The 24,143-nt window shown below is 33.1% G+C and carries 16 protein-coding genes and 5 pseudogenes; 10 read left to right on the top strand and 11 right to left on the bottom strand.

What is annotated here, in order from left to right; all coding sequences use genetic code 11:
- Positions 1-17 precede the first annotated feature (17 nt).
- The gene (locus tag ADIWIN_RS08165) at positions 18-1,079 is read left to right on the top strand and encodes a glycosyltransferase (protein ID WP_020898197.1); all 1,062 of its coding nucleotides are present in this window, start codon (positions 18-20) and stop codon (positions 1,077-1,079) included.
- Here the strand turns inward: ADIWIN_RS08165 and ADIWIN_RS08160 are convergent.
- Entirely contained in the window at positions 1,053-2,096 is a 1,044-nt protein-coding gene (locus ADIWIN_RS08160; protein WP_040756731.1) for a sensor histidine kinase, read from the bottom strand. The two genes, ADIWIN_RS08165 and ADIWIN_RS08160, sit on opposite strands and share 27 nt — an antisense overlap.
- On the bottom strand, positions 2,096-2,782 hold the full coding sequence (locus ADIWIN_RS08155) for a response regulator transcription factor (RefSeq protein WP_020898195.1): 687 nt from the start codon (positions 2,780-2,782) through the stop codon (positions 2,096-2,098). Before ADIWIN_RS08155 ends, ADIWIN_RS08160 begins: the two co-directional genes overlap by 1 nt.
- A 231-nt stretch (positions 2,783-3,013) precedes the next feature.
- Between ADIWIN_RS08155 and ADIWIN_RS19515 the strand changes: the two genes are divergently transcribed.
- Both ADIWIN_RS19515 and ADIWIN_RS08145 read left to right on the top strand, forming a co-directional pair.
- Positions 3,014-4,609, top strand: a complete 1,596-nt coding sequence (locus tag ADIWIN_RS19515) for a T9SS type A sorting domain-containing protein (protein ID WP_020898194.1) — start codon at positions 3,014-3,016, stop codon at positions 4,607-4,609.
- Positions 4,610-4,684: 75 nt separating this feature from the next.
- A pseudogene (locus tag ADIWIN_RS08145) lies at positions 4,685-5,664 on the top strand (long-chain-fatty-acid--protein ligase).
- Positions 5,665-5,922: 258 nt separating this feature from the next.
- On the opposite strand, the gene tyrS reads toward ADIWIN_RS08145, so the two are convergent.
- Positions 5,923-7,236, bottom strand: coding sequence for a tyrosine--tRNA ligase (tyrS, locus tag ADIWIN_RS08140; RefSeq protein WP_020898191.1), 1,314 nt, complete (start codon positions 7,234-7,236; stop codon positions 5,923-5,925).
- Positions 7,237-7,398: 162 nt separating this feature from the next.
- Here tyrS and ADIWIN_RS08135 point away from each other — a divergent pair, with 162 nt between their 5' ends.
- A complete protein-coding gene (locus ADIWIN_RS08135) occupies positions 7,399-8,412 on the top strand; it encodes an NAD-dependent epimerase/dehydratase family protein (protein ID WP_020898190.1) in 1,014 nt (337 codons plus the stop codon).
- Here the strand turns inward: ADIWIN_RS08135 and ADIWIN_RS08130 are convergent.
- The 3 genes and pseudogenes from ADIWIN_RS08130 to ADIWIN_RS08120 all read right to left on the bottom strand — a co-directional run bounded on the left by ADIWIN_RS08130 (position 8,399) and on the right by ADIWIN_RS08120 (position 10,942).
- Positions 8,399-8,872 carry a DUF4296 domain-containing protein gene (locus ADIWIN_RS08130; RefSeq protein WP_020898189.1) on the bottom strand — a complete coding sequence of 158 codons (474 nt, stop codon included), beginning with the start codon at positions 8,870-8,872 and terminating at the stop codon, positions 8,399-8,401. The two genes, ADIWIN_RS08135 and ADIWIN_RS08130, sit on opposite strands and share 14 nt — an antisense overlap.
- A 1-nt stretch (position 8,873) precedes the next feature.
- Entirely contained in the window at positions 8,874-10,217 is a 1,344-nt protein-coding gene (locus ADIWIN_RS08125; RefSeq protein WP_020898188.1) for a dihydroorotase, read from the bottom strand.
- Positions 10,218-10,223: 6 nt separating this feature from the next.
- Positions 10,224-10,942, bottom strand: a pseudogene (locus ADIWIN_RS08120) (polyprenol monophosphomannose synthase).
- Between the two features lie 147 nt (positions 10,943-11,089).
- Here ADIWIN_RS08120 and ADIWIN_RS08115 point away from each other — a divergent pair.
- A complete protein-coding gene (locus ADIWIN_RS08115) occupies positions 11,090-11,740 on the top strand; it encodes a DUF4271 domain-containing protein (RefSeq protein WP_020898186.1) in 651 nt (216 codons plus the stop codon).
- A 16-nt stretch (positions 11,741-11,756) separates the two neighbouring features.
- Positions 11,757-12,505 (top strand): annotated as a pseudogene (locus ADIWIN_RS08110) (uroporphyrinogen-III synthase).
- Positions 12,506-12,578: 73 nt separating this feature from the next.
- Here the strand turns inward: ADIWIN_RS08110 and pckA are convergent.
- Positions 12,579-14,195, bottom strand: coding sequence for a phosphoenolpyruvate carboxykinase (ATP) (gene pckA / locus ADIWIN_RS08105; protein WP_040756730.1), 1,617 nt, complete (start codon positions 14,193-14,195; stop codon positions 12,579-12,581).
- A gap of 65 nt (positions 14,196-14,260) precedes the next feature.
- Positions 14,261-14,648: pseudogene (locus ADIWIN_RS08100) on the bottom strand (DUF423 domain-containing protein).
- Positions 14,649-14,782: 134 nt separating this feature from the next.
- Between ADIWIN_RS08100 and ADIWIN_RS08095 the strand changes: the two are divergent.
- From ADIWIN_RS08095 to ADIWIN_RS08085, 3 genes are all read left to right on the top strand, one after another.
- On the top strand, positions 14,783-16,147 hold the full coding sequence (locus ADIWIN_RS08095) for a saccharopine dehydrogenase family protein (protein ID WP_020898181.1): 1,365 nt from the start codon (positions 14,783-14,785) through the stop codon (positions 16,145-16,147).
- Positions 16,148-16,258: 111 nt separating this feature from the next.
- A complete protein-coding gene (locus ADIWIN_RS08090; RefSeq protein ID WP_152487234.1) occupies positions 16,259-16,780 on the top strand; it encodes a hypothetical protein in 522 nt (173 codons plus the stop codon).
- A gap of 71 nt (positions 16,781-16,851) precedes the next feature.
- On the top strand, positions 16,852-17,322 hold the full coding sequence (locus ADIWIN_RS08085; protein WP_020898179.1) for an Lrp/AsnC ligand binding domain-containing protein: 471 nt from the start codon (positions 16,852-16,854) through the stop codon (positions 17,320-17,322).
- Between the two features lie 56 nt (positions 17,323-17,378).
- On the opposite strand, the gene ADIWIN_RS08080 is transcribed toward ADIWIN_RS08085, so the two are convergent.
- From ADIWIN_RS08080 to ADIWIN_RS08070, 3 genes and pseudogenes are all read right to left on the bottom strand, one after another.
- Entirely contained in the window at positions 17,379-18,416 is a 1,038-nt protein-coding gene (locus ADIWIN_RS08080; RefSeq protein WP_020898178.1) for an aldo/keto reductase, read from the bottom strand.
- A gap of 256 nt (positions 18,417-18,672) precedes the next feature.
- Entirely contained in the window at positions 18,673-19,632 is a 960-nt protein-coding gene (locus ADIWIN_RS08075) for an OmpA family protein (protein ID WP_020898177.1), read from the bottom strand.
- Positions 19,633-19,694: 62 nt separating this feature from the next.
- Positions 19,695-20,455: pseudogene (locus tag ADIWIN_RS08070) on the bottom strand (exodeoxyribonuclease III).
- A 202-nt stretch (positions 20,456-20,657) separates the two neighbouring features.
- On the opposite strand from ADIWIN_RS08070, the gene ADIWIN_RS08065 reads away from it, so the two are divergent.
- On the top strand, positions 20,658-24,083 hold the full coding sequence (locus ADIWIN_RS08065) for a DUF8818 domain-containing protein (RefSeq protein WP_040756729.1): 3,426 nt from the start codon (positions 20,658-20,660) through the stop codon (positions 24,081-24,083).
- Positions 24,084-24,143 lie beyond the last annotated feature (60 nt).

Genomic DNA, 24,143 nt, shown 5'->3' with positions numbered 1-24,143 from the left:
AGAAACACTAATAAAAGTTGAATACAAAAAAAAGGATTTTAGTTGCGCCATTAAATTGGGGATTAGGACATTCTACACGATGTATTCCCATTATTAATGAATTAATAGCGCATAATTTTGAACCTATTATTGCTAGTGATGGTATCGCTTTAGAATTATTGAAAAAAGAATTTCCAAAACTAAGCGCCTTTGAGTTACCATCCTATAATATTACGTACGCCAAAAAAGCAAATAGCTTTAAAATTAAATTATTGAAAGATTCACCACATCTTTTAAAAACAATTAAACGCGAAAAAAAGGTTGTTGAAAGTTTAGTTGAATCAGAAGGGATTATTGGTATTATTTCAGATAACAGATTTGGTGTTAGGTATAATGCTATTCCGTCGGTATTCATTACACATCAATTACGCGTGTTAAGTGGTAACACTACATGGTTAAGCAGTAAATTGCATCAAAACATAATTTCTAAATTTGATGAATGTTGGGTTCCTGATCATATGGGCACAACTAATTTGAGTGGAGACTTAGGCCATGTTCCTAATTTTATAGCATCGGTAAAATATTTAGGACCATTAACACGATTTAAAAAACAAAATGTAGAAATAGAATACGATCTTCTTGTTTTACTATCTGGACCAGAACCGCAACGTACCTACTTAGAAGAAAAGCTTTTAAGCGACCTAAAGCACTACAGCGGAAATGCGCTCTTTATAAAAGGAAACGTAGAATCTGAACAACAGAAAACGGTTGTAAACAATGTTACTATCTATAATTTTATGACAAGTAACCAACTTGAAATTGCCATTAACAAAAGTGATGTTATTCTAAGTCGGTCTGGTTACACAACCCTGATGGATTTAGCAAAACTTGAAAAGAAAGCCTTCTTTATACCTACTCCAGGTCAATTTGAACAAGAATATTTAGCTAAGAAATTAGCTTCTGAAGGTATTGCCCCTTATTGTAAGCAAGAAGATTTTGACATTAATATGTTATCTGAAATTAAAAATTATAGTGGTTTTAAATCGGAAGACTACCAACTAAATTATAAAAAGTTATTTGGTCTTTTCCAAAGTAAATGAAAACTCACTACCCACACCTAATTCACTTTCAATATATATTTTTTCTTCGTGGGCCTCAATAATATGCTTTACAATTGATAACCCAAGGCCAGAACCACCCTCTTTACGAGAACCACTTTTATCTACACGATAAAACCGTTCAAATAAACGTTGAAGATTAGCTTTAGCAATCCCTTCACCATTATCAGTAACTCGTATAATCGCTTTATTCTTAATGAGGTTTTCTATGCTTACTTCTGTAGTTCCTTTTTCTCTTCCGTATTTAATAGAATTAACAATAAGATTGGTTAAAACTTGCTGAATACGTTCTTTATCTGCATAGACCTTTATAGGTTCTGTATAATCGATATCAAAAGTTAATGTAATCTGTTTTTTAGCTGCTTTCATTTCGAACAGATCAAATACATTTTGAACCACTTTAACCATATCAAAATTTTCTTTATCTAAACTAAGAACACCAACTTCTAATTTGGTAATCATGTCTAAATCCTTAATAATGTAGGTTAAGCGCTCGACTCCTTTAGCCGCTCTAGCTAAATATTTTTTTCTAATCTTTTCGTCTTCAACCCCACCTTCTAACAACGTAAGCAAATAGCTTTGAACAGTAAATAAAGGCGTTTTTAATTCGTGTGAAACATTACCAATAAATTCTTTTCGATATTCTTCTCTAATTTTTAGAGTTTCAATTTCAAATTTTTTGTTTTTGGCGTATTTGTCAATTTCTTTCGTTAATGTTCCCATATCAGTAGTTATGGGTTGTTGCCTTAGACTTGTAGATTCTAGCAGTGTTAAATCATCATAGATTTTTTTAACACGCCTGTATATAAAACGTTCAACTCTATACTGAATAATAATAAAACAAAACGGAAAGCATACAAAGGGGTAAAAAACAAAATGCCAATTAATTATATGATAATAATTCAAAAAAACACCCACAAGAAGAGATGTAAACAACGTAACGTATAGCGCTGTTCGCAAGGCGAATTTATAAGATTTTTTAAGATTTTTATGATGCATTAATCTACAAACTTGTAACCCACACCTTTTACGGTTTTGAAGGACTTGTCCCCTATTTTTTCACGGAGTTTTCTAATGTGTACATCGATGGTTCTTCCGCCAACAACGACTTCATTTCCCCAGACTTTATCTAGAATTTCGTCTCGTTTAAAAACCTTACCTGGTTTGGTTGCTAACAAAGATAACAATTCAAATTCTTTTCTCGGTAATGCCGTTTCTTTACCGTTAACAGTAATTTTGTATTCCTCTTTATAGATTATTAAATCACCGATTTGAATCACCGTTTCAGCACTACTTTCAGAGTGTTTAAGTCGTCGGAGTAAGGCTTTCACTTTACTAATTAAGACTTTAGGCTTTATAGGTTTCGCGATATAATCATCAGCACCAGCTTCAAAACCGGCTACTTGAGAATAATCTTCACCTCTTGCAGTTAAAAACGTAATGATAGTTTCGCTTAGACTAGGCTCCTCTCTAATACGTTCGCAAGCTTCAATACCATCCATTTTTGGCATCATCACATCAATTATAATTAAATGTGGTTGGTGTTTTTTAGCTAATTTAACAGCTTCTTCACCGTTTTCACCTTTAATAACTTGATAGCCTTCTGCCGACAAATTAAAACCTACTATTTCTAAAATATCTAGGTCATCATCTACCAATAAGATCTTAATGTCTTTCTTTTTCAATTGAATAAGGTTTTAAATAATTGTAAATATAAATTATATCCCTGTTAACTATCTACAAATAGTGAATTGATAACAATTCCCTAACATTGAAATTGTAAATTATTGAAACTAAGAAGCACCTGACATTTACCATGTTAACATATTGTAAAATGATAACTATTAACGACTCTGATTCTTAAAACTCACTATTTGTTATTATATTTGTTGTCTAACTTTTATACAATTAAAATTATGAAAAAAATTTACTTTTTATTATTTACATTAATCTCAACTTTTTCTTTTGCCCAAGGCACTGAAACATTTGATGGCTTTTCTGTAGAGGGAAATAGCTACGTTGATGGAACTTTTACAGGTCAAGATGGTTCTACTTGGACTTATACACAATGTAGAGCAGACTATGAAATTACTGGACAATCTATAATGATTGGAAGAAACAGAACACCTCAAGCTGAATTTAGTTCAGGATTAATTTCTGGAGGAGTTGGTACTATTAGTTTTAATTACATGCAGGCTTTTGGAACTGCTGTTAATTTAAACGTATTGGTTAATGATGTTGTCGTTGGTAATGTAACAAGTAATGCAGAGCAAGATGTTATAAAAGCATCTGGAACTATTACAGTAAATACACCAGGTGATGTCGTAATAAAATTCATCAATGCAGAAAATGGTGCTGGTCAAGTTGCTGTTGATGATGTTGTTTGGACCGCATTTGCAGGAACAGCACCTCCAAGTATATCGATTACAAGCCCAAGTGATAATACTGCATTTGCTCCAGGTATGACATCTGTAGATGTAGAATTTATTACTGCTAATTTAGCAGGTGGAGAAAGCGTTACATTAACTGTTAATGGAACTCCAACAGCAAACGCAACAAGCCCTTTTGCAGTTGCAACGACAAATGGTCAAACTTATACTGTAACAGCTGATTTAGTTGATGGTGGTGGTACAACTTTAGATACTGACATGATTACGTTTAGCGTATCATCTATAAACCAAGTCGCTAGCATTACTGAATTAAGAGCTGGTACTCTTGGCGGAACTTATGAATTAACAGGTGAAGCTATTATATCTTACATTGTTACTGAAAATACTAGAAACCAAAAATACATCCAAGATGGTGGTGCTGGAATCCTTATTGATGATGCAGCAGGTATGTTAGCAACTGCTTTAAACATTGGTGATGGTATTACTGGTTTAAAAGGTCAGCTTACTGAATTTTCTGGAACCCTTCAATTTATTCCAACTCAAGATATAGCAGGTACTTCTTCTACAGGAAATACGCTAACTCCAATTGTTCTTTCTGCTTCTGACCTTATTAATAGCGGAGATACTTACCAAAGTAGATTAATTACATTAAATAATGTAACTTTTGCAGACGCAGGAGTATTTGTTGATAACACAAGTTACGACGTAGCTGATGGAGCAGATGTAACCGTTTGTAGAGCTGGATTTGGTGATGAAGATTTAATTGGTTCTGCAATCCCTACTACTGCGTCAAGCATTACAGGTTTAGCTGCTCAATTCAATTCAGTTAACCAAGTTATACCTAGATACGCTAGTGATATCGCAGCACCATTAAGTGTTACTGATTTTAGCGCTAATACATTTAGCTTATATCCTAACCCAACAAATACAGGTTCTGTTTCAATTTCTTCTACAAATAGCGCTGCTATCTCTGTACAAGTTTTTGATATCTTAGGTAAACAAGTTAAAAACCAAACATTAACAAACAACACGTTAAGTGTTGCGAACTTAAAGTCTGGTGTTTACATCGTAAAAATTACTCAAAATAATGCTTCTACTACTAAGAAATTAGTAATTAAGTAAGTATATTTTTTTAATTCATATTAAAAGCGTCCTGATAATTATCGGGACGTTTTTTTATTTTCATACTTTTGCTGCATGAAATTTAAAGACGCCATTTTTAATATAAAATCTGATACTGAATTTGAAGTATTAGCTTTAGATATTTTTAAATTTCAGTTTCATAATAATAAGGTGTATCGCTCCTTTTGCGATTTATTATATAAACATCCATCAGACATAAAACGAGTTTCAGAAATTCCGTTTTTACCGATTCAGTTTTTTAAATCTCGTGATGTTTTAAGCACAACGTCACCTATAGACAAACTATTTACAAGCTCTGGCACTACAGGAAGCATAACAAGTAAACATTTAGTCTCAGATATAAAACTATACGAAGAGAGCTACTTAAAAGCCTTTAAACACTTTTATGGAAATATTGAAGATTATGTAGTTTTAGCTTTACTGCCTTCTTATTTAGAACGCGATGGCTCTTCTTTAATTTATATGGTGAATGATTTAATTGAAAAATCGAACCAAACCGAAAGCGGGTTTTACCTCAACAATATTGAAGAATTAGCGCATACATTAAAATCACTAGAAGCTAAAAAACAAAAACATTACTCATAGGAGTTTCTTTTGCACTATTAGATTTAGTTGAAGCACACCAACTTAACCTGAAGCATACTACAATTATGGAAACTGGTGGGATGAAAGGCAGACGAAAAGAAATTATTAGACAAGAGCTACACCAAATCTTACAATCTGGATTTGGCGTTCCTCAAATCCACAGTGAATATGGTATGACCGAGCTTTTAAGCCAAGCATACTCTAAAGGCCATGGTGTTTTTGAATGTCCACCTTGGATGAAAATAGTAACGCGAGATACAGAAGATGCCCTAACCATACAGCAACCCAATAAAACGGGAGGTATTAATGTAATTGATTTGGCAAACCTTAATTCTTGTTCATTTATTGCGACTCAAGATTTGGGTAAAGTCTATGATAATGGCCATTTCGAAATTATAGGAAGATTCGATAATTCTGATATTAGAGGCTGTAATTTAATGGCTTTATAAATTGAATTTGCATTCAAAATAAAACTAGAATGCTAATGAAATTGCTATCTGCACTCCGCTAGAAATAATCTTATTACTTTTATTGTAAGGAACTAAAATTACTCACGACTTAGTAACAGCTATGAAAAAGTAAGATTTTCAAAAGTTGATTGATTGGTTAGGAGTGCTCAAAATTAATTTTGGGCACTTTTTTTATGCACAAAAAAAAGACCTATCAGTTTTAAAACTGACAGGTCTAAATATATTTTAAGTACTTGATTATTCTACAACCTCTAAAATGAAGTTTGTTTTCTTTCCTCTACTAAGAATAATATACTTGTCATGAATTAAATCTTCAGATGACAACATATAGTCCTCTTTTACTTTTTCTTTATTTACTGCTACCGCATTTTCCTTTAACGCTCGTCTTGCATCACCATTAGAACTTAGGAAATCCGTTTTCGCAGCCAAAGCACCAATCATGTCTATACCTTCATTAAATTCTGCTTTAGAAATTTTAGCATGCTTTACACCTTCAAAAACATCTAAAAACAAAGACTCTGACAATTGTTTAATCTCGTTTTTAAAGTCCTTACTAAATAATATTTCTGATGCTTTTACCGCATTATCATAATCATCTTTACTGTGCACAAATACAGTTACTTCTTCAGCCAAACGTTTTTGCAACAATCTTAAATGTGGAGTTTCTTTATGAGCTGCAATCAAAGCTTCAATCGTTTCTTTATCTAAAAATGTGAAAATTTTAATGTATTTCTCAGCATCTTCATCGGTAGAATTCAACCAAAATTGGTAAAATTTATAAACAGATGTTTTATCAGTATCTAACCAAACATTTCCTCCTTCAGACTTTCCAAATTTAGATCCATCTGCTTTTGTAATTAACGGACACGTCATTGCATAGGCTTTTGCTTGGTCTTCACCATCGTGCATACGTCTAACCAATTCTGTTCCTGTTGTAATATTTCCCCATTGGTCACTGCCTCCCATTTGAAGTTTACACTCCATGGTTTTATACAAATGGTGAAAATCGTAACCTTGAATTAACTGGTATGTAAATTCCGTGAAACTCATACCAACATTACCTTCATCACCACTTAGACGCTTCTTTACAGAATCTTTAGCCATCATGTAATTTACCGTGATCCGTTTACCAACATCTCTTGCGAAATCGATAAAACTAAAATCTTTCATCCAATCATAGTTATTCACTAAAACTGGAGCATTTTGTTCAGTTGAGTTAAAATCTAAAAAACGAGATAACACGCTTTTTATTCCTGCAACGTTATGTGCTAAAGCAACTTCATCTAATAAATTACGTTCATCACTTTTACCAGAAGGATCACCAATCATACCCGTAGCACCTCCGACTAAAGCTACAGGCTTATGACCTGCTTTTTTTAAATGAACTAATAATATAATTGGCACTAAGCTACCAATGTGTAATGAATCTGATGTAGGATCAAAACCAATATAGGCAGTAGTCATCTCACTGTCTAATTGTTCTTCAGTACCAGGCATGATATCGTGTACCATTCCTCTCCAACGTAATTCTTCTACAAACTTATTTGCCATTGCTTTTTAGTTTCAAATTAATTTACGCAAAGATATGTTTCCCCTTTTAAAGACAAAAGACAATTTTAACTCAATTTGCTTAAGCAGATACTGATTAGACCTATTACTTATAAATCGAAAATTCACATTAAGAATAAGGCTTAAAAAACGTAACTTTACACAATGATTTTAGTTACAGGAGGTACAGGTTTAGTTGGTTCTCATCTGCTTTTTCAACTTTTGAAAAGTGATGAACCTATACGTGCTATCTATAGACGAGAAAAAACATTAGCACGTGTAAAAAATGTCTTCTCTTACTTTTCTAATGATGCTGAAACGCTTTTTAATAAAATTGAATGGGTTGAAGCGGATATTAATGATATACCTAAACTTGAAGCCGCTTTTAAAGGTATTACACACGTCTATCATTGTGCCGCCTTCGTCTCTTTTGAACCTGATAAATATAACGACTTAAGAAAAATAAATATTAAAGGCACAGCTAACATTGTTAATCTATCGATTAGTCATCAGGTTAAAAAATTATGTTATGTGAGTACTATTGCTGCAATCGGACATCATAGTAATCCTGAAAAATTAATAGATGAACAAACCGATTGGAGCCCTGAAGATGACAATAGTGTCTATGCGATTACCAAATATGGAGCAGAGCTTGAAGTTTGGCGAGGCACGCAAGAGGGTTTAGATGCTGTGATTGTAAATCCTGGAATTATTTTAGGGGCTGGCTATTGGAATGGTGGAGGTAGCGGCAATTTATTTAAGCGCATATATAAAGGCATGCCTTATTATACAACAGGAGTCACTGGCTATATAGATGTTTGGGATGTGGTTAAAGCCATGGAACAACTAATGCATAGTACCATTAAAAATGAAGGTTTTATTTTAGTTACTGAAAACTTAAGCTTTCAAACTTTTCTTACTAAAACTGCAAAAAAATTAGAGGTTAAGCCACCAACAAAAGAAGCAAAACCTTGGTTATTAGGAATTGCGTGGAGATTAGATTGGCTACAGCATCTGCTTTTTGGAAAACGCAGAAGTTTATCTAAACAAACTGCAAAATCTGCGTTAAGCGTTACAAATTATGATGCTTCAAAAATAATAAATAGCTTAAATTTTGAATTTAAACCTATAGATAAAAGTATAGAAGAAGTTAGTAAATTATTTCTTAAGGATTATTAGGCTTCATTTTTTTTAAAGCAGTCTTATCAAAAGTTTTCCGAATAGAATCTTTAGTTGTTTTTTTTACCATAGCAATTGAATCTCTAAGTTGTTTTATAGAATCAGCCTCTATTTCTCTTATGTCTTCAAAATGTTGTTTTTCAGATTCTAGTCGCTCTTTTACCTCATCAACAATCGCTTTATACGTTTCGGTTTCATAAGCGTAATAGTTGTTACTTTCTGCAAACCGAGTGCTATCTACATTATGTTTTTTTAAAATGTAGAATTCCGGATCGAAATAATTTTTTTCTAAAGTGGATCTGTTAACACCTTTTGATGCATTCACTAAATACAGATCGTAAAGCAAATCCGTCATTTGTGCTTTAGATATCAAATTATCTGGTTTTATTGGTTTGTTAATACCATCGCAGGCAAAAATTAAAATACCTAATACCAATATAATACTGATTCGCTTTAACATCTTATCTATCAAAAGTTAGTCGTTGTCCTGCTTTAACCTCTAAAACATTGAAATTATTATATACCAATTGACCGTTCACAAACGTATGTGTGATTCTGCTTTTAAAGGTGTTACCTTCAAACGGAGACCAACCACATTTGTATAGAATATTACTCTTATTAACCGTCCAAGGACTTTGAGGATCTATAATTACTAAATCTGCAAAATAGCCTTCTTTAATATAACCACGTTTTTCAACATTAAACAGTATAGCCGGATTATGGCAGGCTTTCTCAACAATTTTTTCTACGGAAATTTTTCCTTGGTGATGTGCTTCCATCAAAGCCATCAACGCATGTTGTACTAATGGTCCTCCGGAAGGTGCACTTGTATACTTATTATTTTTCTCTTCTAAAGTATGCGGAGCATGATCTGTAGCAATGACATCTATTCTGTCATCTAATAATGCTTTCCAGAGTTGATCTCTATCTTTCGATGTTTTCACTGCAGGATTCCACTTAATATGGCTTCCTTTTTTAGCATAATCTTCTTCTGAAAACATCAAGTGATGCACACAGACCTCAGCTGTAATCTTTTTGTCTTTTAATGGAATTTTATTCGAGAATAAACTTGTTTCCTTTCCTGTAGACAGATGAAACACATGTAACCTTGCCCCTGTTTTCTTAGCTAATTCAATCGCTTTTGAAGATGATATGTAACACGCCTCTTCACTTCGGATTTTAGGATGCATTTCCATAGGAATATCATCACCATATTCCTCCTTATATTTCGCTAAGTTTGCCTTTATAGTCGCTTCATCCTCACAATGTACAGATATAACCATATCAGTACTCGAAAATATTTTTTCAATCACTTTAGGATCGTCTACGAGCATATTTCCTGTAGAAGAGCCTAAAAATAGTTTTAGACCTGCAACCGTTTTGGGATCCACCTTTAAAATTTCATCCAAATTATCATTGGTGCCACCAAACATAAACGAATAATTAGCGTAAGATGAGTTTGCTGCAATGGCAAATTTCTCTTCTAACTTTTCTACCGTTGTCGTTTGTGGATTGGTATTTGGCATCTCAATGAAAGACGTAATTCCACCAGCAATAGCTGCTCTAGATTCCGATTCTATATTTCCTTTATGTGTGAGTCCTGGTTCTCTAAAATGCACTTGGTCATCTATCATTCCTGGAAAAACATAATTCCCTTCTACATCAATAACCAAAATATCAGCAGACTTAACACTTATTGATGTGTCAATCTCTTTTATAATATTATCTTCAATAAGAATGTCACCTTCAACAATTTTTCCTTCGTTAACAATTCTTGCGTTTTTTATGAGGGTATTTCGCTTCATGTATCTTTACTTAGCAAATAAGCTTTTTAATTTTAAACTAACTACTCCAAATATAGCTTCGGTAATAATACCTCCACTCATTTTAGATTTTCCTTTTGTTCTATCTTTAAAAATAACTGGTATTTCTACAATTTTAAAACCTTTTTGTGGGCTTTGAATTTCATTTCAATTTGAAACGCGTAACCTACAAACTCTATTTTCTTAAGATTTATGGCTTCTAAAACAGATCTTTTATAACATATAAATCCTGCTGTAGAATCCTTAACTTTCATTCGTGTTATTAATCTCACATAACGTGATGCTCCATAAGATAACAAAATACGAGACATTGGCCAATTAACAACTGTAATACCTTTTACATATCTCGATCCAACAGCGACATCTGCACCAGCAACACAAGCTTTATACAATCTAGAAAGATCATCTGGATTGTGTGAAAAATCGGCATCCATTTCAAAAACATATTGATACGATTTTCCTAAAGCCCATTCAAACCCTGCAATATAAGCGGATCCTAATCCACTTTTTTCATTGCGTTCTAACAAAAATAATTGATCCTTAAATTCTTGTTGTAACTGTTTAACGGTATCTGCTGTTTTATCTGGTGAGTTATCATCCACAATAAGTACATGGAATTCCTTTGACTGTGAAAACACAGCTCTGATGATTGATTCTATATTTTCAATCTCATTATAGGTCGGGATTATGACAATTGCGTCAGACATTAACTCACTTTTAAACACTCGTTGGAGCGACTTCTTAGAATTTCAACAAAAATAAAGTTTTTAATGGATTATATACTGTAATTAACTTTTTTGATAGTTATGAATCGTACTTCTAATTGTAAGCTCATTTTTTTATAATTTAGCGGCATGCGAAATTATATAACACACGAGTGGTTTACCATTTTTACAATCATAGGATTGTTTACCATCGTGGTTGCTAAATATTTAAACACACTTCGCTTCAACGATTTCTTGTATGTCATTGGTAATTCAAAATACCTTAAGATATACGCTAAGGATCAAAAATTTATAGATCAATTTGATAGCTTTCTGTTTATTAACCTTTCGCTATCCCTAAGTATTTTTATCTATTTTGCTTACAATACGTTTGTAACACCTGTTCATTTTGAGCTGATGTCATTCTTAAAACTAACGTTTGCTGTCTCTACTGTTATTATTATAAAAACACTTTTGGAACGCCTTATTGGGAGCCTTTTTGAAATTGATAGTTTAATAGATGATTACTTATTTCAAAAGACAACCTTTAAGAATTTTTCTGGTCTCGTTTTTTTAATGGCAAATTTATTTTTACTGTATACAGACATACCTATGAATATTATCATAATCTCAGCAATCTCTATTGTTTGCCTTATAAACGCCATTGGATTTTTATCTTCATTCAAAACCCATCAAAAATCAATAAATCCAAATTTTTTCTATTTTTTATTGTATCTTTGCGCTCTCGAAATTAGCCCTTATATACTTTTATTTAAGGTAATTAGGGAGTATAACGTTTAAAACACCCCGTTTACGTATGAAAGTGAAAACAATTTTAGTATCACAACCAGAGCCTAAAATAGAAAACTCCCCATACTTTGATTTGCAAGAAAAGCAAAAAGTAAAAGTGGACTTTAGACCCTTTATTCATGTTGAAGGTGTTTCCTCTAAGGATGTGAGACAGCAAAAAGTAGATCTTACAAAGTACACAGCCATTATACTTACAAGTAGAAATTCAGTAGATCATTTCTTTAGAGTTGCAGATGAAATGCGCTTTAAAGTGCCAGATTCTATGAAGTATTTCTGCCAGTCTGAAGCTGTTGCCTATTATCTACAGAAATATGTGGTTTATAGAAAGCGTAAAATTTACGTTGGGAAGCGTACGTTTGAAGATCTAATGCCTTTGATTAAAAAATATAAAGACGAATCGTTTTTATTACCAACAACAGATAAAGTTAAACCTGTTATACCTGAATTATTAAACGAATTAGGTGTTAATTGGAAACAAGCTACGTTTTACAAAACGGTTATTAGTGATTTATCTGATTTGGCTGATGTGTATTATGATATTTTGGTATTCTTTAGCCCTTCAGGTATAGATTCTTTATTCCATAACTTTCCTAATTTTGAACAAAAAATACACGTATTGCTGTATTTGGAAACACAACCGTTAAAGCAGTTGAAGAAAAGGGAATGCGTGTAGATATCGCTGCACCAACTCCAGAAACACCTTCAATGACAATGGCTTTACAGAAGTATATTGATTCCGTAAATAAAGGTAAATAGTACAAACTATTAGATATAAAAAAAAGCGATTCTAAATTTTAGAATCGCTTTTTTAGTTTATATAAGTTATGATCTAGAATGCATAACGTTGTGGACCACCACGTCTTACTTCTTCTGAAGCATAAGACTCAAACTTCTTAAAGTTCTCTCTAAACGCATTAGATAATTTAAATGCCATAGTATAATAAGCTTTATCGTCATTCCAAGTCGTTCTTGGACTCAACACTTCTGTTGGTACTCCAGGACAACTTCTTGGTTGTGCCACTCCAAATACGGAATGGATATGATAATCTTCATAAGTATAGTCGCCTAATTCACCATTTAATGCTGCATTAATCATGGCACGTGTATACTTTAACTTCATACGTGTCCCAACTCCGTAAGGACCACCTGTCCAACCGGTGTTGATCAGCCAAACATTAACACCTGCTTCCAGCATTTTTTTGCTTAACATATCAGCATATTCAGTTGGATGTAACGGCATAAATGGAGCTCCAAAACAAGCAGAAAAACTTGGTACTGGCTCTACGACTCCAGCTTCTGTTCCAGCAACCTTAGCTGTATACCCAGAAATAAAATGGTATGCTGCTTGACTTGGAGTCAGTTTAGATATCGGAGGCAAAACACCAAAAGCATCTGCCGTTAAGAAAAATATATTCTTAGGATTTTCACCCACAGAAGGTTTTCTAATATTCTCTATATGGTAGATTGGATAACTAACTCTTGTGTTTTGAGTAATAGAGGTATCAGCAAAATCGACGTTGCCCTTATCATCCATAATTACATTTTCTAAAATGGCTCCTTTTTTAATCGCAGCAAAAATCTCAGGCTCTTGTTCTTGAGATAGGTTAATTACTTTAGCGTAACAACCACCTTCAAAATTAAACACGGTATTTTCTTTTGTCCATCCATGTTCATCATCACCAATTAAACTACGATTAGGATCGGTAGAAAGTGTTGTTTTTCCTGTTCCGGATAAGCCGAAGAAAATAGACGTATCACCATCTTTACCTACATTGGCACTACAATGCATTGGTAACGTATCTTTAAATACTGGAAGAATGAAATTTAATGCTGAGAAAATTCCTTTTTTAATTTCACCTGTATAACCAGTCCCACCGATTAAAGCAATCTTACGTGTAAAATCTAAAATCGCAAAGTTATGTTGGCGTGTACCATCAACTTCAGGATCAGCCATAAAACCTGGCGCGTTTACCACAGTCCATTCTGGTGAAAAGTTTTCTAATTCAGCTTCCGTTGGACGTAAAAACATGTTATACGCAAACATGTTGCTCCAAGAATACTCATTAATAACTCTAATATTTAATTTGTAATCCTCATCTGCACAAGCGTAACTATCGCGTACATAGATTTCTTTTTCAGATAAATAATCAACGACTTTATCATAAAGCTTCTGAAACTTATCACTATCAAAAGCAATATTGATGTTTCCCCACCAAACTTTGTCTTTAGTGATATCATCTTTCACAATAAATCTATCCATTGGAGAACGACCTGTAAACTCACCTGTATTAACTGCTAAAGCACCTGACGACGATTCTACGCCTTGGCCTTTAGAAATTGTTTCAGCATGCAATTCATCTGAAGATAATTGATAATTTACTTTTGCATTTTTAATTCCATATTGATCCAACGAAATCGTTTTCGTTGATTGGGAATGATTTGCCATAATATTTGTGTTGTTTAGTGCTGCAAAATTATAATATTATTTTGAAACAACACCTTTGATTTATATTAATCCATCTTATTTTTTATAATGCCTATTAACATTATTACCCAAGACATTATAAGCAATAATCCACCGACAGGAGTCATTAAAGCAATAGATTTAAAATCGAAGCCAGAAAGTGAATTTGTTGCCAGCCCATATATAGAGCCAGAAAAGAAAATAACCCCCAATAAAACCAAATAAAAATAATCTTTTTTGTTTTAAACTTACAAATGATGTACTCCCTAAAATTAGGAGAAAAAAAGCATGATATATTTGATAGCGCACACCTGTCTCAAAGGTTTTAATCGCATTAGAATCAACCAACTTCTCTAAACCATGTGCAGCAAAAGCACCCAAAATAATACCTAATATTCCTAAAACTGATCCGGTAACTAATAATCTCTTGTTCATAATTAAAAATGTGAATTCGGTTTATTATGCCTCTTGTATTTGTTACATTCGTACGAAGAATTTATTTAAGCATTTTTACTAAAACTCAAAATGCTTGCATAAATTCAATACAAAATTAGTTATATAAACTCATTATGCGAAACATATTAATCATTGGAGCAGGAAAATCTTGTTCTTATCTTATAAAATATTTACTCGATAATTCTCAATCCGAAAAGCTTCATATCACCATTGGAGATCTCAATGTAGACTACGCTAAAAAGCTCGTTGGCGATCATCCTAATACAGACGTTATTCATTTAGATGTATTTAATGCAGAATCTAGAGTTGCTGCTGTTAAGAAAGCAGATATAGTGGTCTCAATGCTCCCTGCACGTTTTCATGTAGAAGTTGCCAAAGATTGTATTACCTACAAAAAGAATATGGTTACGGCGTCTTATGTAAGTCCAGAAATGCAAGCCTTAGACGAAGATGCCAAAGCCAATAACCTCATCTTTATGAATGAAATTGGTGTAGATCCTGGCGTTGATCATATGAGTGCTATGCATGTCATTGATCGTATTAGAGACAAAGGTGGAAAATTGATTTTATTTGAATCGTTTACAGGTGGTTTAGTAGCACCCGAAAGCGACAACAATCTTTGGAACTATAAATTTACATGGAACCCAAGAAACGTAGTTGTTGCCGGACAAGGTGGAGCTGCAAAATTTCTGCAGGAGAACCAATTTAAATACATACCCTACAATCGTTTGTTTAGACGTACCGAATTTTTAGATGTTGAAGGTTATGGCCGTTTTGAAGGTTATGCTAACCGAGATTCTCTAAAATATCAGAAAGTTTATGGATTAGATCATATCAAAACATTATATAGAGGTACCATTCGACGTGTTGGTTTTAGTAGAGCATGGAACGTCTTTGTACAATTAGGAATGACAGATGATAGCTACACTATTGATGATAGTACCAATATGAGTTACCGTGATTTTGTAAATTCCTTTTTACCATACAGTCCAACGGATTCAGTGGAGCTTAAATTTAGACATGCCTTAAAAATTGACCAAGATGATACTGTTTGGGAAAAGTTCTTAGAACTCGACATTTTTAATCCTAAAAAAATGGTAGGACTTGATAAAGGCACTCCTGCTCAAATCCTTCAGAAAATATTAATGGATAGCTGGACATTAAGCGAAAACGACAAAGATATGATCGTAATGTATCATAAATTTGGCTACGAACTTGATGGCAATAAATATCAAATTGATTCTACAATGGTTACCCTTGGAAAAGACCAAACCTATACTGCAATGGCCAAAACAGTAGGTTTACCAGTTGCCATTGCGACTTTAGCTATCCTGAATGGTAAAATAAAAACACCAGGAGTTCAAATTCCAATAACAAAAGAAGTTTATACTCCAATTTTAAAAGAATTAGAATCTTATGATATTATATTTAAAGAGTATGAAGTCCCTTATTTAGGTTATAATCCGCTTAATGCTTAATCTGATTATGTTTTTTTTCTTATTTCATTTAACCAATTACCGTTATTTAAAAAATTGTATATTGACACCGTAATTAACCAAAAATCAAATAAGTACCCAAATTTAAAAAACATGAAAACCCTACACTTACTCAAAATTTTCGTTTTATTGCTTTGTATGACATCTTGTAGCGATGATGATAACGATAACTCGCCTCCGCTTAATGAAAACCCAGGAATGGTTGCAACGATTAACGGAGGCACTTTTAACGATTATAATTTTACAGATGGCACATACCTAATTTCCTCAGGAACAAATGGTAATACCATGAGCATTAATATTGCAGATACTAGTGGAAATCAAGTCACTTTATTTTTAAATGGCACTGGTGGCTTTAGCTCCGGTACAGTAAAGGAAATGGGAGATATCGATTCGAATAATTTTGTGACCCACGGTATTATAAGACAAGCCAATCCTCAAATTAGTTATTACTCTACATCAGGAAATGTTACAATTACTGAAGATAGAACACATCCAACAGAAACAGGAATTCGAATTATTTCTGGAACTTTCAACATTTCTGCAACTACTTTAGATAATGCTAATACTACCGTTTTAATCGGTTCTTTTACGGAATTAGAATACGAAGATTAACTATATATCATCATAATTATATTGAATTTGATTCGTTATTTTTAACTTTCAATTTATAAACAAGAATCCCAATGAAAATTAACGATAACGGTATTTACATCGATGGCATAGATAAAAAAATACTGCGTGCTTTAATGGAAGATGCCAGAACACCCATTCTTGAGATTGCTCGTAATGTTGGTATTTCTGGTGCTGCCATACATCAGCGTTTAAAAAAACTTGAAAAATCGGGACTTATCGCTGGATCAAAATTTATAATTAACCCGAAAGTTTTAGGCTATACCACTATGGCTTTTGTTGGAGTTTATCTCGATAAAGCCATTAGCAATCCTGAAGCTGTAAAGCAATTACAAAAAATCCCTGAGGTGATTGAATGCCATTACACTACAGGTAACTGGTCTATTTTTATTAAAATTCTCTCTAAGGACAATGAACACTTAATGCATGTGCTCAACTCAGAAATACAAAGTATCAAAGGAGTGTCTCGAACAGAAACATTTATTTCTTTACAAGAACAAATTAATCGACAGATTAAAATTTAGTCAATAAAAAAAGCACTCATCAAACATGAGTGCTTTTTTTTAATGAAGCAACTAACTTATGTTGCAGGGTTAGGAATCTCAGCATGCACAGCGTTTATAGCTTCCATAACCTCATCTGATAACGAGATATTAATACTATCTATATTTTCTTCTAATTGTTTAAGATTCGTTGCTCCAATGATATTACTAGTTACAAAAGGACGTTCATTTACAAAAGCAAGCGACATTTGTGCCAATGACATATTGTTATCTTCTGCAATTTTCAAATAACGTTTCGCTGCTTCCGTGGCATTTGCGCTATTATAGCGCGAAAAATGAGAATACACATTTAAGCGTGCATCCTTTGTCGCTGTTCCGTTTATATATTTCCCAGATAAGACACCAAATGCCATTGGTGAATAAGCCAATAAGCCTATATTTTCTCTATGCGCTACTTCTGCCAAATCTCCTTCAAATGGTCGACATAATAGTGAATACGCATTTTGAATCGTAATCATCTTTGGTAGATTATGCTGCCTAGATTCTTCTAAATAACGCATAGTTCCCCAAGCTTTTTCATTAGAAATTCCGACTTCTCTTATTTTTCCTGATTTAATAATATCATCAAGATTGTGAAGAATTTCATTAAAATTATCTTCCCATTTATCTTTTGAATTATAATTATAATCGCGTTTACCAAAGGTATTTGTATCTCTTTCTGGCCAATGCAATTGATACAAATCTATATAGTCCGTTTTCAAACGTTTCAGACTATCATTTACCGCATCGTTAAGCGCTTCTTTACTAAAACCATTAGTTCTAATATGAGCTGTATAATCACCTGTTCCTGCTATTTTTGAAGCAAGAATAACCTTGTCTCTATTTCCTGTTTTAGCAAACCAATTACCTATAATACGTTCGGTTTCTGCATAAGTTTCTTCCTTTGCAGGTACAGGATATAATTCTGCTGTATCAAAAAAATTAACTCCTTTATCTAATGCAAAATCCATTTGAGAAAAACCTTCATTTTGGGTATTTTGATTTCCCCAAGTCATGGTGCCAAGGCATATTTTGCTAACTTTTATTTCTGTATTTGGTAATGTTGTATATTTCATAGCACTTACTGCGAAAGCAGGAATCTCATTTTAGTTAAACTTAATTTTCTAATCTAGGTTTCGACTGCGCTCAGCGGTACATTTATATGCCTAGAATATACTGTAAAAATAAGAAGACCTCACAGGTTTTAAAAATCTGTGAGGTCTAAATGTTTGTTAATATATCATTACGAAAAGCCTTTGGAGTCGAGACAATTCATTTAAATTGAAACTCAAATTCAAAAGATTACTTTGTTCCTGGCAATGACTTTCTAGTTTAAATTTCATTCAACAACTTAGAAATCTCATCCAACTTAGGTGTCAATATCACTTCAATTCGTCTGTTTTTTGCTTTTCCTTCAGAAGTATCATTTGTTGCGATTGGAGCAAATTCTCCACGTCCTGCAGCTGTTAAATTTCCAGGATTAATAGCGTCATTTTCTCTAAGGATGTTTACAATGGCAGTCGCACGTTTTGCAGATAAATCCCAGTTACCACTCAATTGTGCATTCCCATTGTAAGGCACATTATCGGTATGCCCTTCTATTAAAACTGAGATTTCAGGATTTTCAGCTAATACGCTTCCTAATTGTTTTACAGCTTGTTTTCCTTGTGATCCTACATACCAACTTCCAGATTCAAACAATAATTTGTTTTCCATAGAAATATAGACTTTACCATTACGTTGTTCAACAGTTAATCCTTTACCTTCAAAATTAGTTAAGGCTTTAGAAATAGCATCTTTTAATTTATGCATTGCTTCATCTTTTGCTGCAATCACACTTTCTAATTCAGCAACACGTTGCGAACGACTTTCCAATTCTCGTTTTAGCGTATTTAAACGTTCATTTTCTGCTGCTAAGGCTTGTTCCTTCGCTTCTAACTGTGCTAAAAGTTCTCTGTTTTTCTGTGAGTTTTTCGCAATTGATGCAGAACTATTTTCTTCTAATGCTTTGTAGGAAGCTTTTAAAGTTTCAAGATTTGTTTTAGCGGCAGCATAATCTGCTTGAAGCTTATCGCGATCAGCAACAGCAACATCGTAAGCTGATTGAAGCTTACCTAAATCGTTATTTAATTGGGTTTTATCTTTAGATAAAGTTTCTAATTCATCTGACATACTGCGGTTTTCCTTTTTAAGAGTCGCGTATTTATCTTCAAGATCTGTGTAGATTTTCTTAGAGACACAAGATGAGAATAGGGTAAATGTTAATGCTAAAATTGAAAGTTTTTTAATCATGATTTTGAGGCTATTTTATGTTTATTAATCTTTTTGTTAGTGCTTAAATTTAAATCTAGAACTTATAAATCTAATTCGAGCAAAATCGGACAATGATCACTATGAACTGCTTCCGTTAGTATAACGCTGCGTTTTATTTTTCTTGTAACGGAGCACTTACCATAGCGTAATCTAACCTCCAACCTTTATTATTGGCTCTAGAATTTGCCCTGTAACTCCACCATGAATACTCCTGACGCTCAGGATGTAAATACCTAAAACTATCTATAAAACCACTATCTATAAATTCTCCTAACCACTCGCGTTCTTCTGGTAAAAATCCTGAAACCCCTTTCATTTTTGGATTGTGAATATCGATTTCTTCATGACAAATATTATAATCTCCACAAACCACTAAATTTGGTTTTTCAATTTGAAGCTCATTCAAATACTGCTGAATAAGATTCATATATTCAAACTTATGGGATAACCGTGCATCATTAGTACCAGATGGTAAATACATGCTCATCACTGAAACTCTGTCATAGTCAACCCTAATGTTTCTCCCTTCAAAATCCATGGACTCTATTCCTGTACCAAATTCAATATGATTGGGTTCTTTTTTGCATAAAACAGCAACACCACTATAGCCTTTTTTCTGTGCGCTATACCAATAATTAAAATTGTAACCTGCTTCTGTAAACAAATCTAAATCGACTTGTTCTTCCATTGCTTTAATTTCTTGTAAACAAATTACATCTGGCGCTGTTGCTTTTAACCAATCTACAAAGCCTTTCTTTACGGCCGCTCTAATACCATTTACGTTATAAGAAACTATTTTCATGTGTTTATATTTATTGTTTTTCAATGGTCACATGCTGTTCGCTTTTAATCATCCGTTTGGGTAATTAAAGCTTCAACATGCTCGTTTCATCTCGTCATTTTCTGTTTAACTGCTAAATTAAATAATACTGTACTTTTACCCTATAATTTTATACTGCATTTAACGATAAAATATTTCTTGCTTTAAGAAGTTATTATTCTACATGAAATACGCTATACTTATTATAATAATTATCTGTTCTTTTAGTGCTATGGCACAAGAGAATTCCAGTAATTATATAAAAAAGAAAATAGCAGTTAGGGATTCTATTCAAATTGATTCTGTTAATATCAACCCTTCCTTATTTAAAGTCAGGACTAAAGACAACAAAATTATAGATTCCACTTTGTATACAATCGATTTTATAAAAGCCATTCTACGTTTTAAACAACCTCTTAAAACGGATACCATTCAAATTGAATATTTACGCTATCCTAAATTTATAACTAACCTTTACCAGCAGTTAGACGATACGGTTATTATTGAACGCACATCAGAATTTCAGCAATTATACCAACTTCAGAATACCACCTCTAAAAATACCTTTACTCCTTTTGATGGCTTAACAACATCTGGAAGTATTTCGCGTGGAGTAACGATTGGGAACAATCAGAATTCCGTGTTAAATAGTGAACTCGATTTACAAATTTCGGGAAAACTGAGTGATAAAGTGTCCTTAAGAGCGTCTATACAAGATGCTAATATTCCGCTGCAAGAAAGTGGCTATTCGCAACGTTTAGATGAATTTGATCAAGTTTTTATTGAGTTGTTTAGTGACGATTGGAACATACGCGCAGGAGATATCGATTTAGAAAACACTAAAAGTTATTTCGCCAATTTTTCGAAACGTGTACAAGGTTTAATGGTGAATGCTAACCTAAGTGAAAAAACATCAGTTTATGCCTCAGGTGCTTTAGTACGTGGTCAGTTTACAACAACACAATTCACAGCTCAAGAAGGTAACCAAGGTCCTTATAAATTACGCGGCTCAAACAATGAATTATACGTTCTTGTGGTGTCTGGTAGCGAAACCGTTTACGTAAACGGAGTGCCTTTAGAACGTGGAGAAAACAACGATTACATTATTGATTATAATGCTGGAGAAATCATTTTTAACTCTACATTTCCCATTACTTCTGAAATGCGGATTACGGTAGATTATCAATTTAGTGAACGTAATTATTCGCGATTTACAGTCTTTGGAGGTGCAAATTTTGAAACCGAAACTTTAAAGTTAAACGTGTCTATTTATTCTGAAAGTGATGCTAAAAATCAACCATTGCAACAAAACCTTTCTACAGAGCAAACGCAAGTTTTGGCAGACGCTGGAGACAATCAAGATTTAATGTCGGCACCTTCTGCAACACCAACATCCTACTCCGAAAATCGAATTTTATACAGAAAAGAAACTTTTGGAGCAGAAGACATATTTGTGTTTTCTAATACCCCTGAAGATGAATTATTCAGTGTGCGTTTTACCTTGGTTGGTGCAAATCAGGGAAATTATGTATCGGTGAATACAAATGCTATTAATAATATTTTTGAATATGTATCACCAATTGCTGGTGTACCTCAAGGAAACTATGAGCCTATAGTACAATTAATCGCACCAGAACGATTGCAAATTGCGATTGTTAATGGTCAATATAGACCAAGCACAAAAACAGATCTCTTTTTTGAATTGGCAGGAAGTAAAAAGGATAGTAATTTATTTTCGAATTTAGATGATGGCAATAATGATGGTTATGCAGGAAAATTCACCTTAAAACAAAGCATCATTCAAACAGATAGTCTATGGAATTTATCTGCATTGGTTGATGCTGATTTTATTCAAAAAGATTTTAATACCATACAGCGACTTTACAGAGCTGAATTTAACAGGGATTGGAATTTAGAGACTTCAGAAACAGGTGAAGATAATTTTGATTTTGGAAATCAATTATTACTCACAACAGGGTTGCGTTTATCACATTCTAAAAAAGGTTTAGCAACCTATAATTTTGAACATTTAAACTATTCTGAAAACTTCAATGGAAACCGACATCATATTACGGCTAATTTACGCTTAGGTGATTTTAGAATTTTCACAAATTCTAGTGTTTTAAACAATGAAAGCACTATTAACCGTTCTACATTTTTACGCTCATTTAACCGTGTTGTTTATGGTAAAAACAATAAATGGTCTGGTGTAAAATTTGCCACAGAAGATAACGAGCAACGCGTTACTACAACAGATTCCTTAACTCCATTGAGTCAAAAATTTAAATCTTATGAGGCTTTTGTCGGTATTGGAGATAGTACTAGCGTATTTGCAGAAGTCGGTTATATTAAACGTTTTAATGACAGCTTACGTAACAACAATTTGGAGCGTGTAAACAGCTCTAACACCTATTATCTAAAATCTAGAGTAATTCAGAATAAAAATACCAGTCTTCAATTGTTTGTGAATTTCAGAGATTTAAAATCGGAAGACATCACTATTGAAGATGAACAAAGTTTGAATAGTCGCTTAAATTTTAGTCAGAAGCTATTTAACAATCTTATTTTATGGAACACCACTTTTGAAACGAATTCTGGAACCTTACCTCAACAAGATTTTACCTATGTTGAAGTAGAAGCCGGACAAGGAGCTTACACTTGGATTGATTACAACGAGAATAGCATACAAGAATTAAACGAATTCGAAATTGCGCAATTCTCGGATCAAGGTATTTATATTCGGGTATTATTACCAAATCAAGTTTTTGTGCGCACCCATCAAAATCGTTTGAGTCAAACCATCACTTTTAACCCACAACAATGGACTAAATCTGAAAATAAAACCGAAAAATTCTTTTCGCATTTTTATAATCAAACCTCGTATTTAATAGATCGAAAAATAAAACGTGATGGCAATAATTTTAATCTCAATCCATTTAAGGATGATGAAGAAAATCAGTTAGCACTAAACAATAGTGTGCGAAATGTATTGTTTTACAACAGAGGAAAGCAACACTATACAACGAGTTACACCTTTTTAACGAATACCAGTCGAAATTTACTATCTATAGGCTCTCAAGAAAATGGCTTAACCAATCATCAACTCAATTTCAATCATAAATTCTCTACAAATTGGTTAGCAAATATGTTGAGTACGTATGGAAACAATGAAAGTATAAGTGAAAATTTTACAAACCGAAATTTCAATATTGAAGAAACCCGATTTCAACCAAAATTATCATATCTATTTAATGAAAATGCGCAATTCGATGTGTTTTACCAATACACATCAAAAGAAAACACCATCGGAAGTTTAGAAACCTTAGCACAAAATAATTACGGGTTGTCTTTTACGTATAACAATGCTCAAAAAATAGCATTAACTGGTGAATTCAACTTTTTTGAAAATGAATTTGAAGGGAATGCGAACTCTCCTGTAGCTTACCAAATACTTGAAGGTTTACAGCCAGGAAAAAACTTCACTTGGAGCTTATTAGCACAGAAAAAACTGACGAAATATTTAGATTTGAATTTAAATTATTTTGGACGTAAATCTGAAACGTCTAAAATGATCCATACAGGCACGATTCAATTGAAGGCTTATTTTTAGCGAATCGCAAAACACTTTCAAATACATACCCTTCAATTTGTTTAAAACCGTTAAAAACGG

Source organism: Winogradskyella psychrotolerans RS-3, from assembly GCF_000427335.1.
In the GTDB taxonomy this organism is placed as follows: Bacteria; Bacteroidota; Bacteroidia; order Flavobacteriales; family Flavobacteriaceae; genus Winogradskyella; species Winogradskyella psychrotolerans.
Note: the sequence above shows the minus strand (reverse complement) of the source record. Positions and strands in the feature narration are given on the sequence as shown.

Coding starts and splice junctions, on each gene's coding strand:
- ADIWIN_RS08125 (WP_020898188.1), bottom strand. CDS start 10,217: ATGAAGCGAAATACCCTCATAAAAAACGCAAGAATTGTTAACGAAGGA.
- ADIWIN_RS08090 (WP_152487234.1), top strand. CDS start 16,259: ATGAAAACCCTACACTTACTCAAAATTTTCGTTTTATTGCTTTGTATG.
- ADIWIN_RS19515 (WP_020898194.1), top strand. CDS start 3,014: ATGAAAAAAATTTACTTTTTATTATTTACATTAATCTCAACTTTTTCT.
- tyrS (WP_020898191.1), bottom strand. CDS start 7,236: ATGGCAAATAAGTTTGTAGAAGAATTACGTTGGAGAGGAATGGTACAC.
- ADIWIN_RS08075 (WP_020898177.1), bottom strand. CDS start 19,632: ATGATTAAAAAACTTTCAATTTTAGCATTAACATTTACCCTATTCTCA.
- ADIWIN_RS08130 (WP_020898189.1), bottom strand. CDS start 8,872: ATGTTAAAGCGAATCAGTATTATATTGGTATTAGGTATTTTAATTTTT.
- ADIWIN_RS08115 (WP_020898186.1), top strand. CDS start 11,090: ATGCGAAATTATATAACACACGAGTGGTTTACCATTTTTACAATCATA.
- ADIWIN_RS08085 (WP_020898179.1), top strand. CDS start 16,852: ATGAAAATTAACGATAACGGTATTTACATCGATGGCATAGATAAAAAA.
- pckA (WP_040756730.1), bottom strand. CDS start 14,195: ATGGCAAATCATTCCCAATCAACGAAAACGATTTCGTTGGATCAATAT.
- ADIWIN_RS08080 (WP_020898178.1), bottom strand. CDS start 18,416: ATGAAATATACAACATTACCAAATACAGAAATAAAAGTTAGCAAAATA.
- ADIWIN_RS08095 (WP_020898181.1), top strand. CDS start 14,783: ATGCGAAACATATTAATCATTGGAGCAGGAAAATCTTGTTCTTATCTT.
- ADIWIN_RS08160 (WP_040756731.1), bottom strand. CDS start 2,096: ATGCATCATAAAAATCTTAAAAAATCTTATAAATTCGCCTTGCGAACA.
- ADIWIN_RS08135 (WP_020898190.1), top strand. CDS start 7,399: ATGATTTTAGTTACAGGAGGTACAGGTTTAGTTGGTTCTCATCTGCTT.
- ADIWIN_RS08065 (WP_040756729.1), top strand. CDS start 20,658: ATGAAATACGCTATACTTATTATAATAATTATCTGTTCTTTTAGTGCT.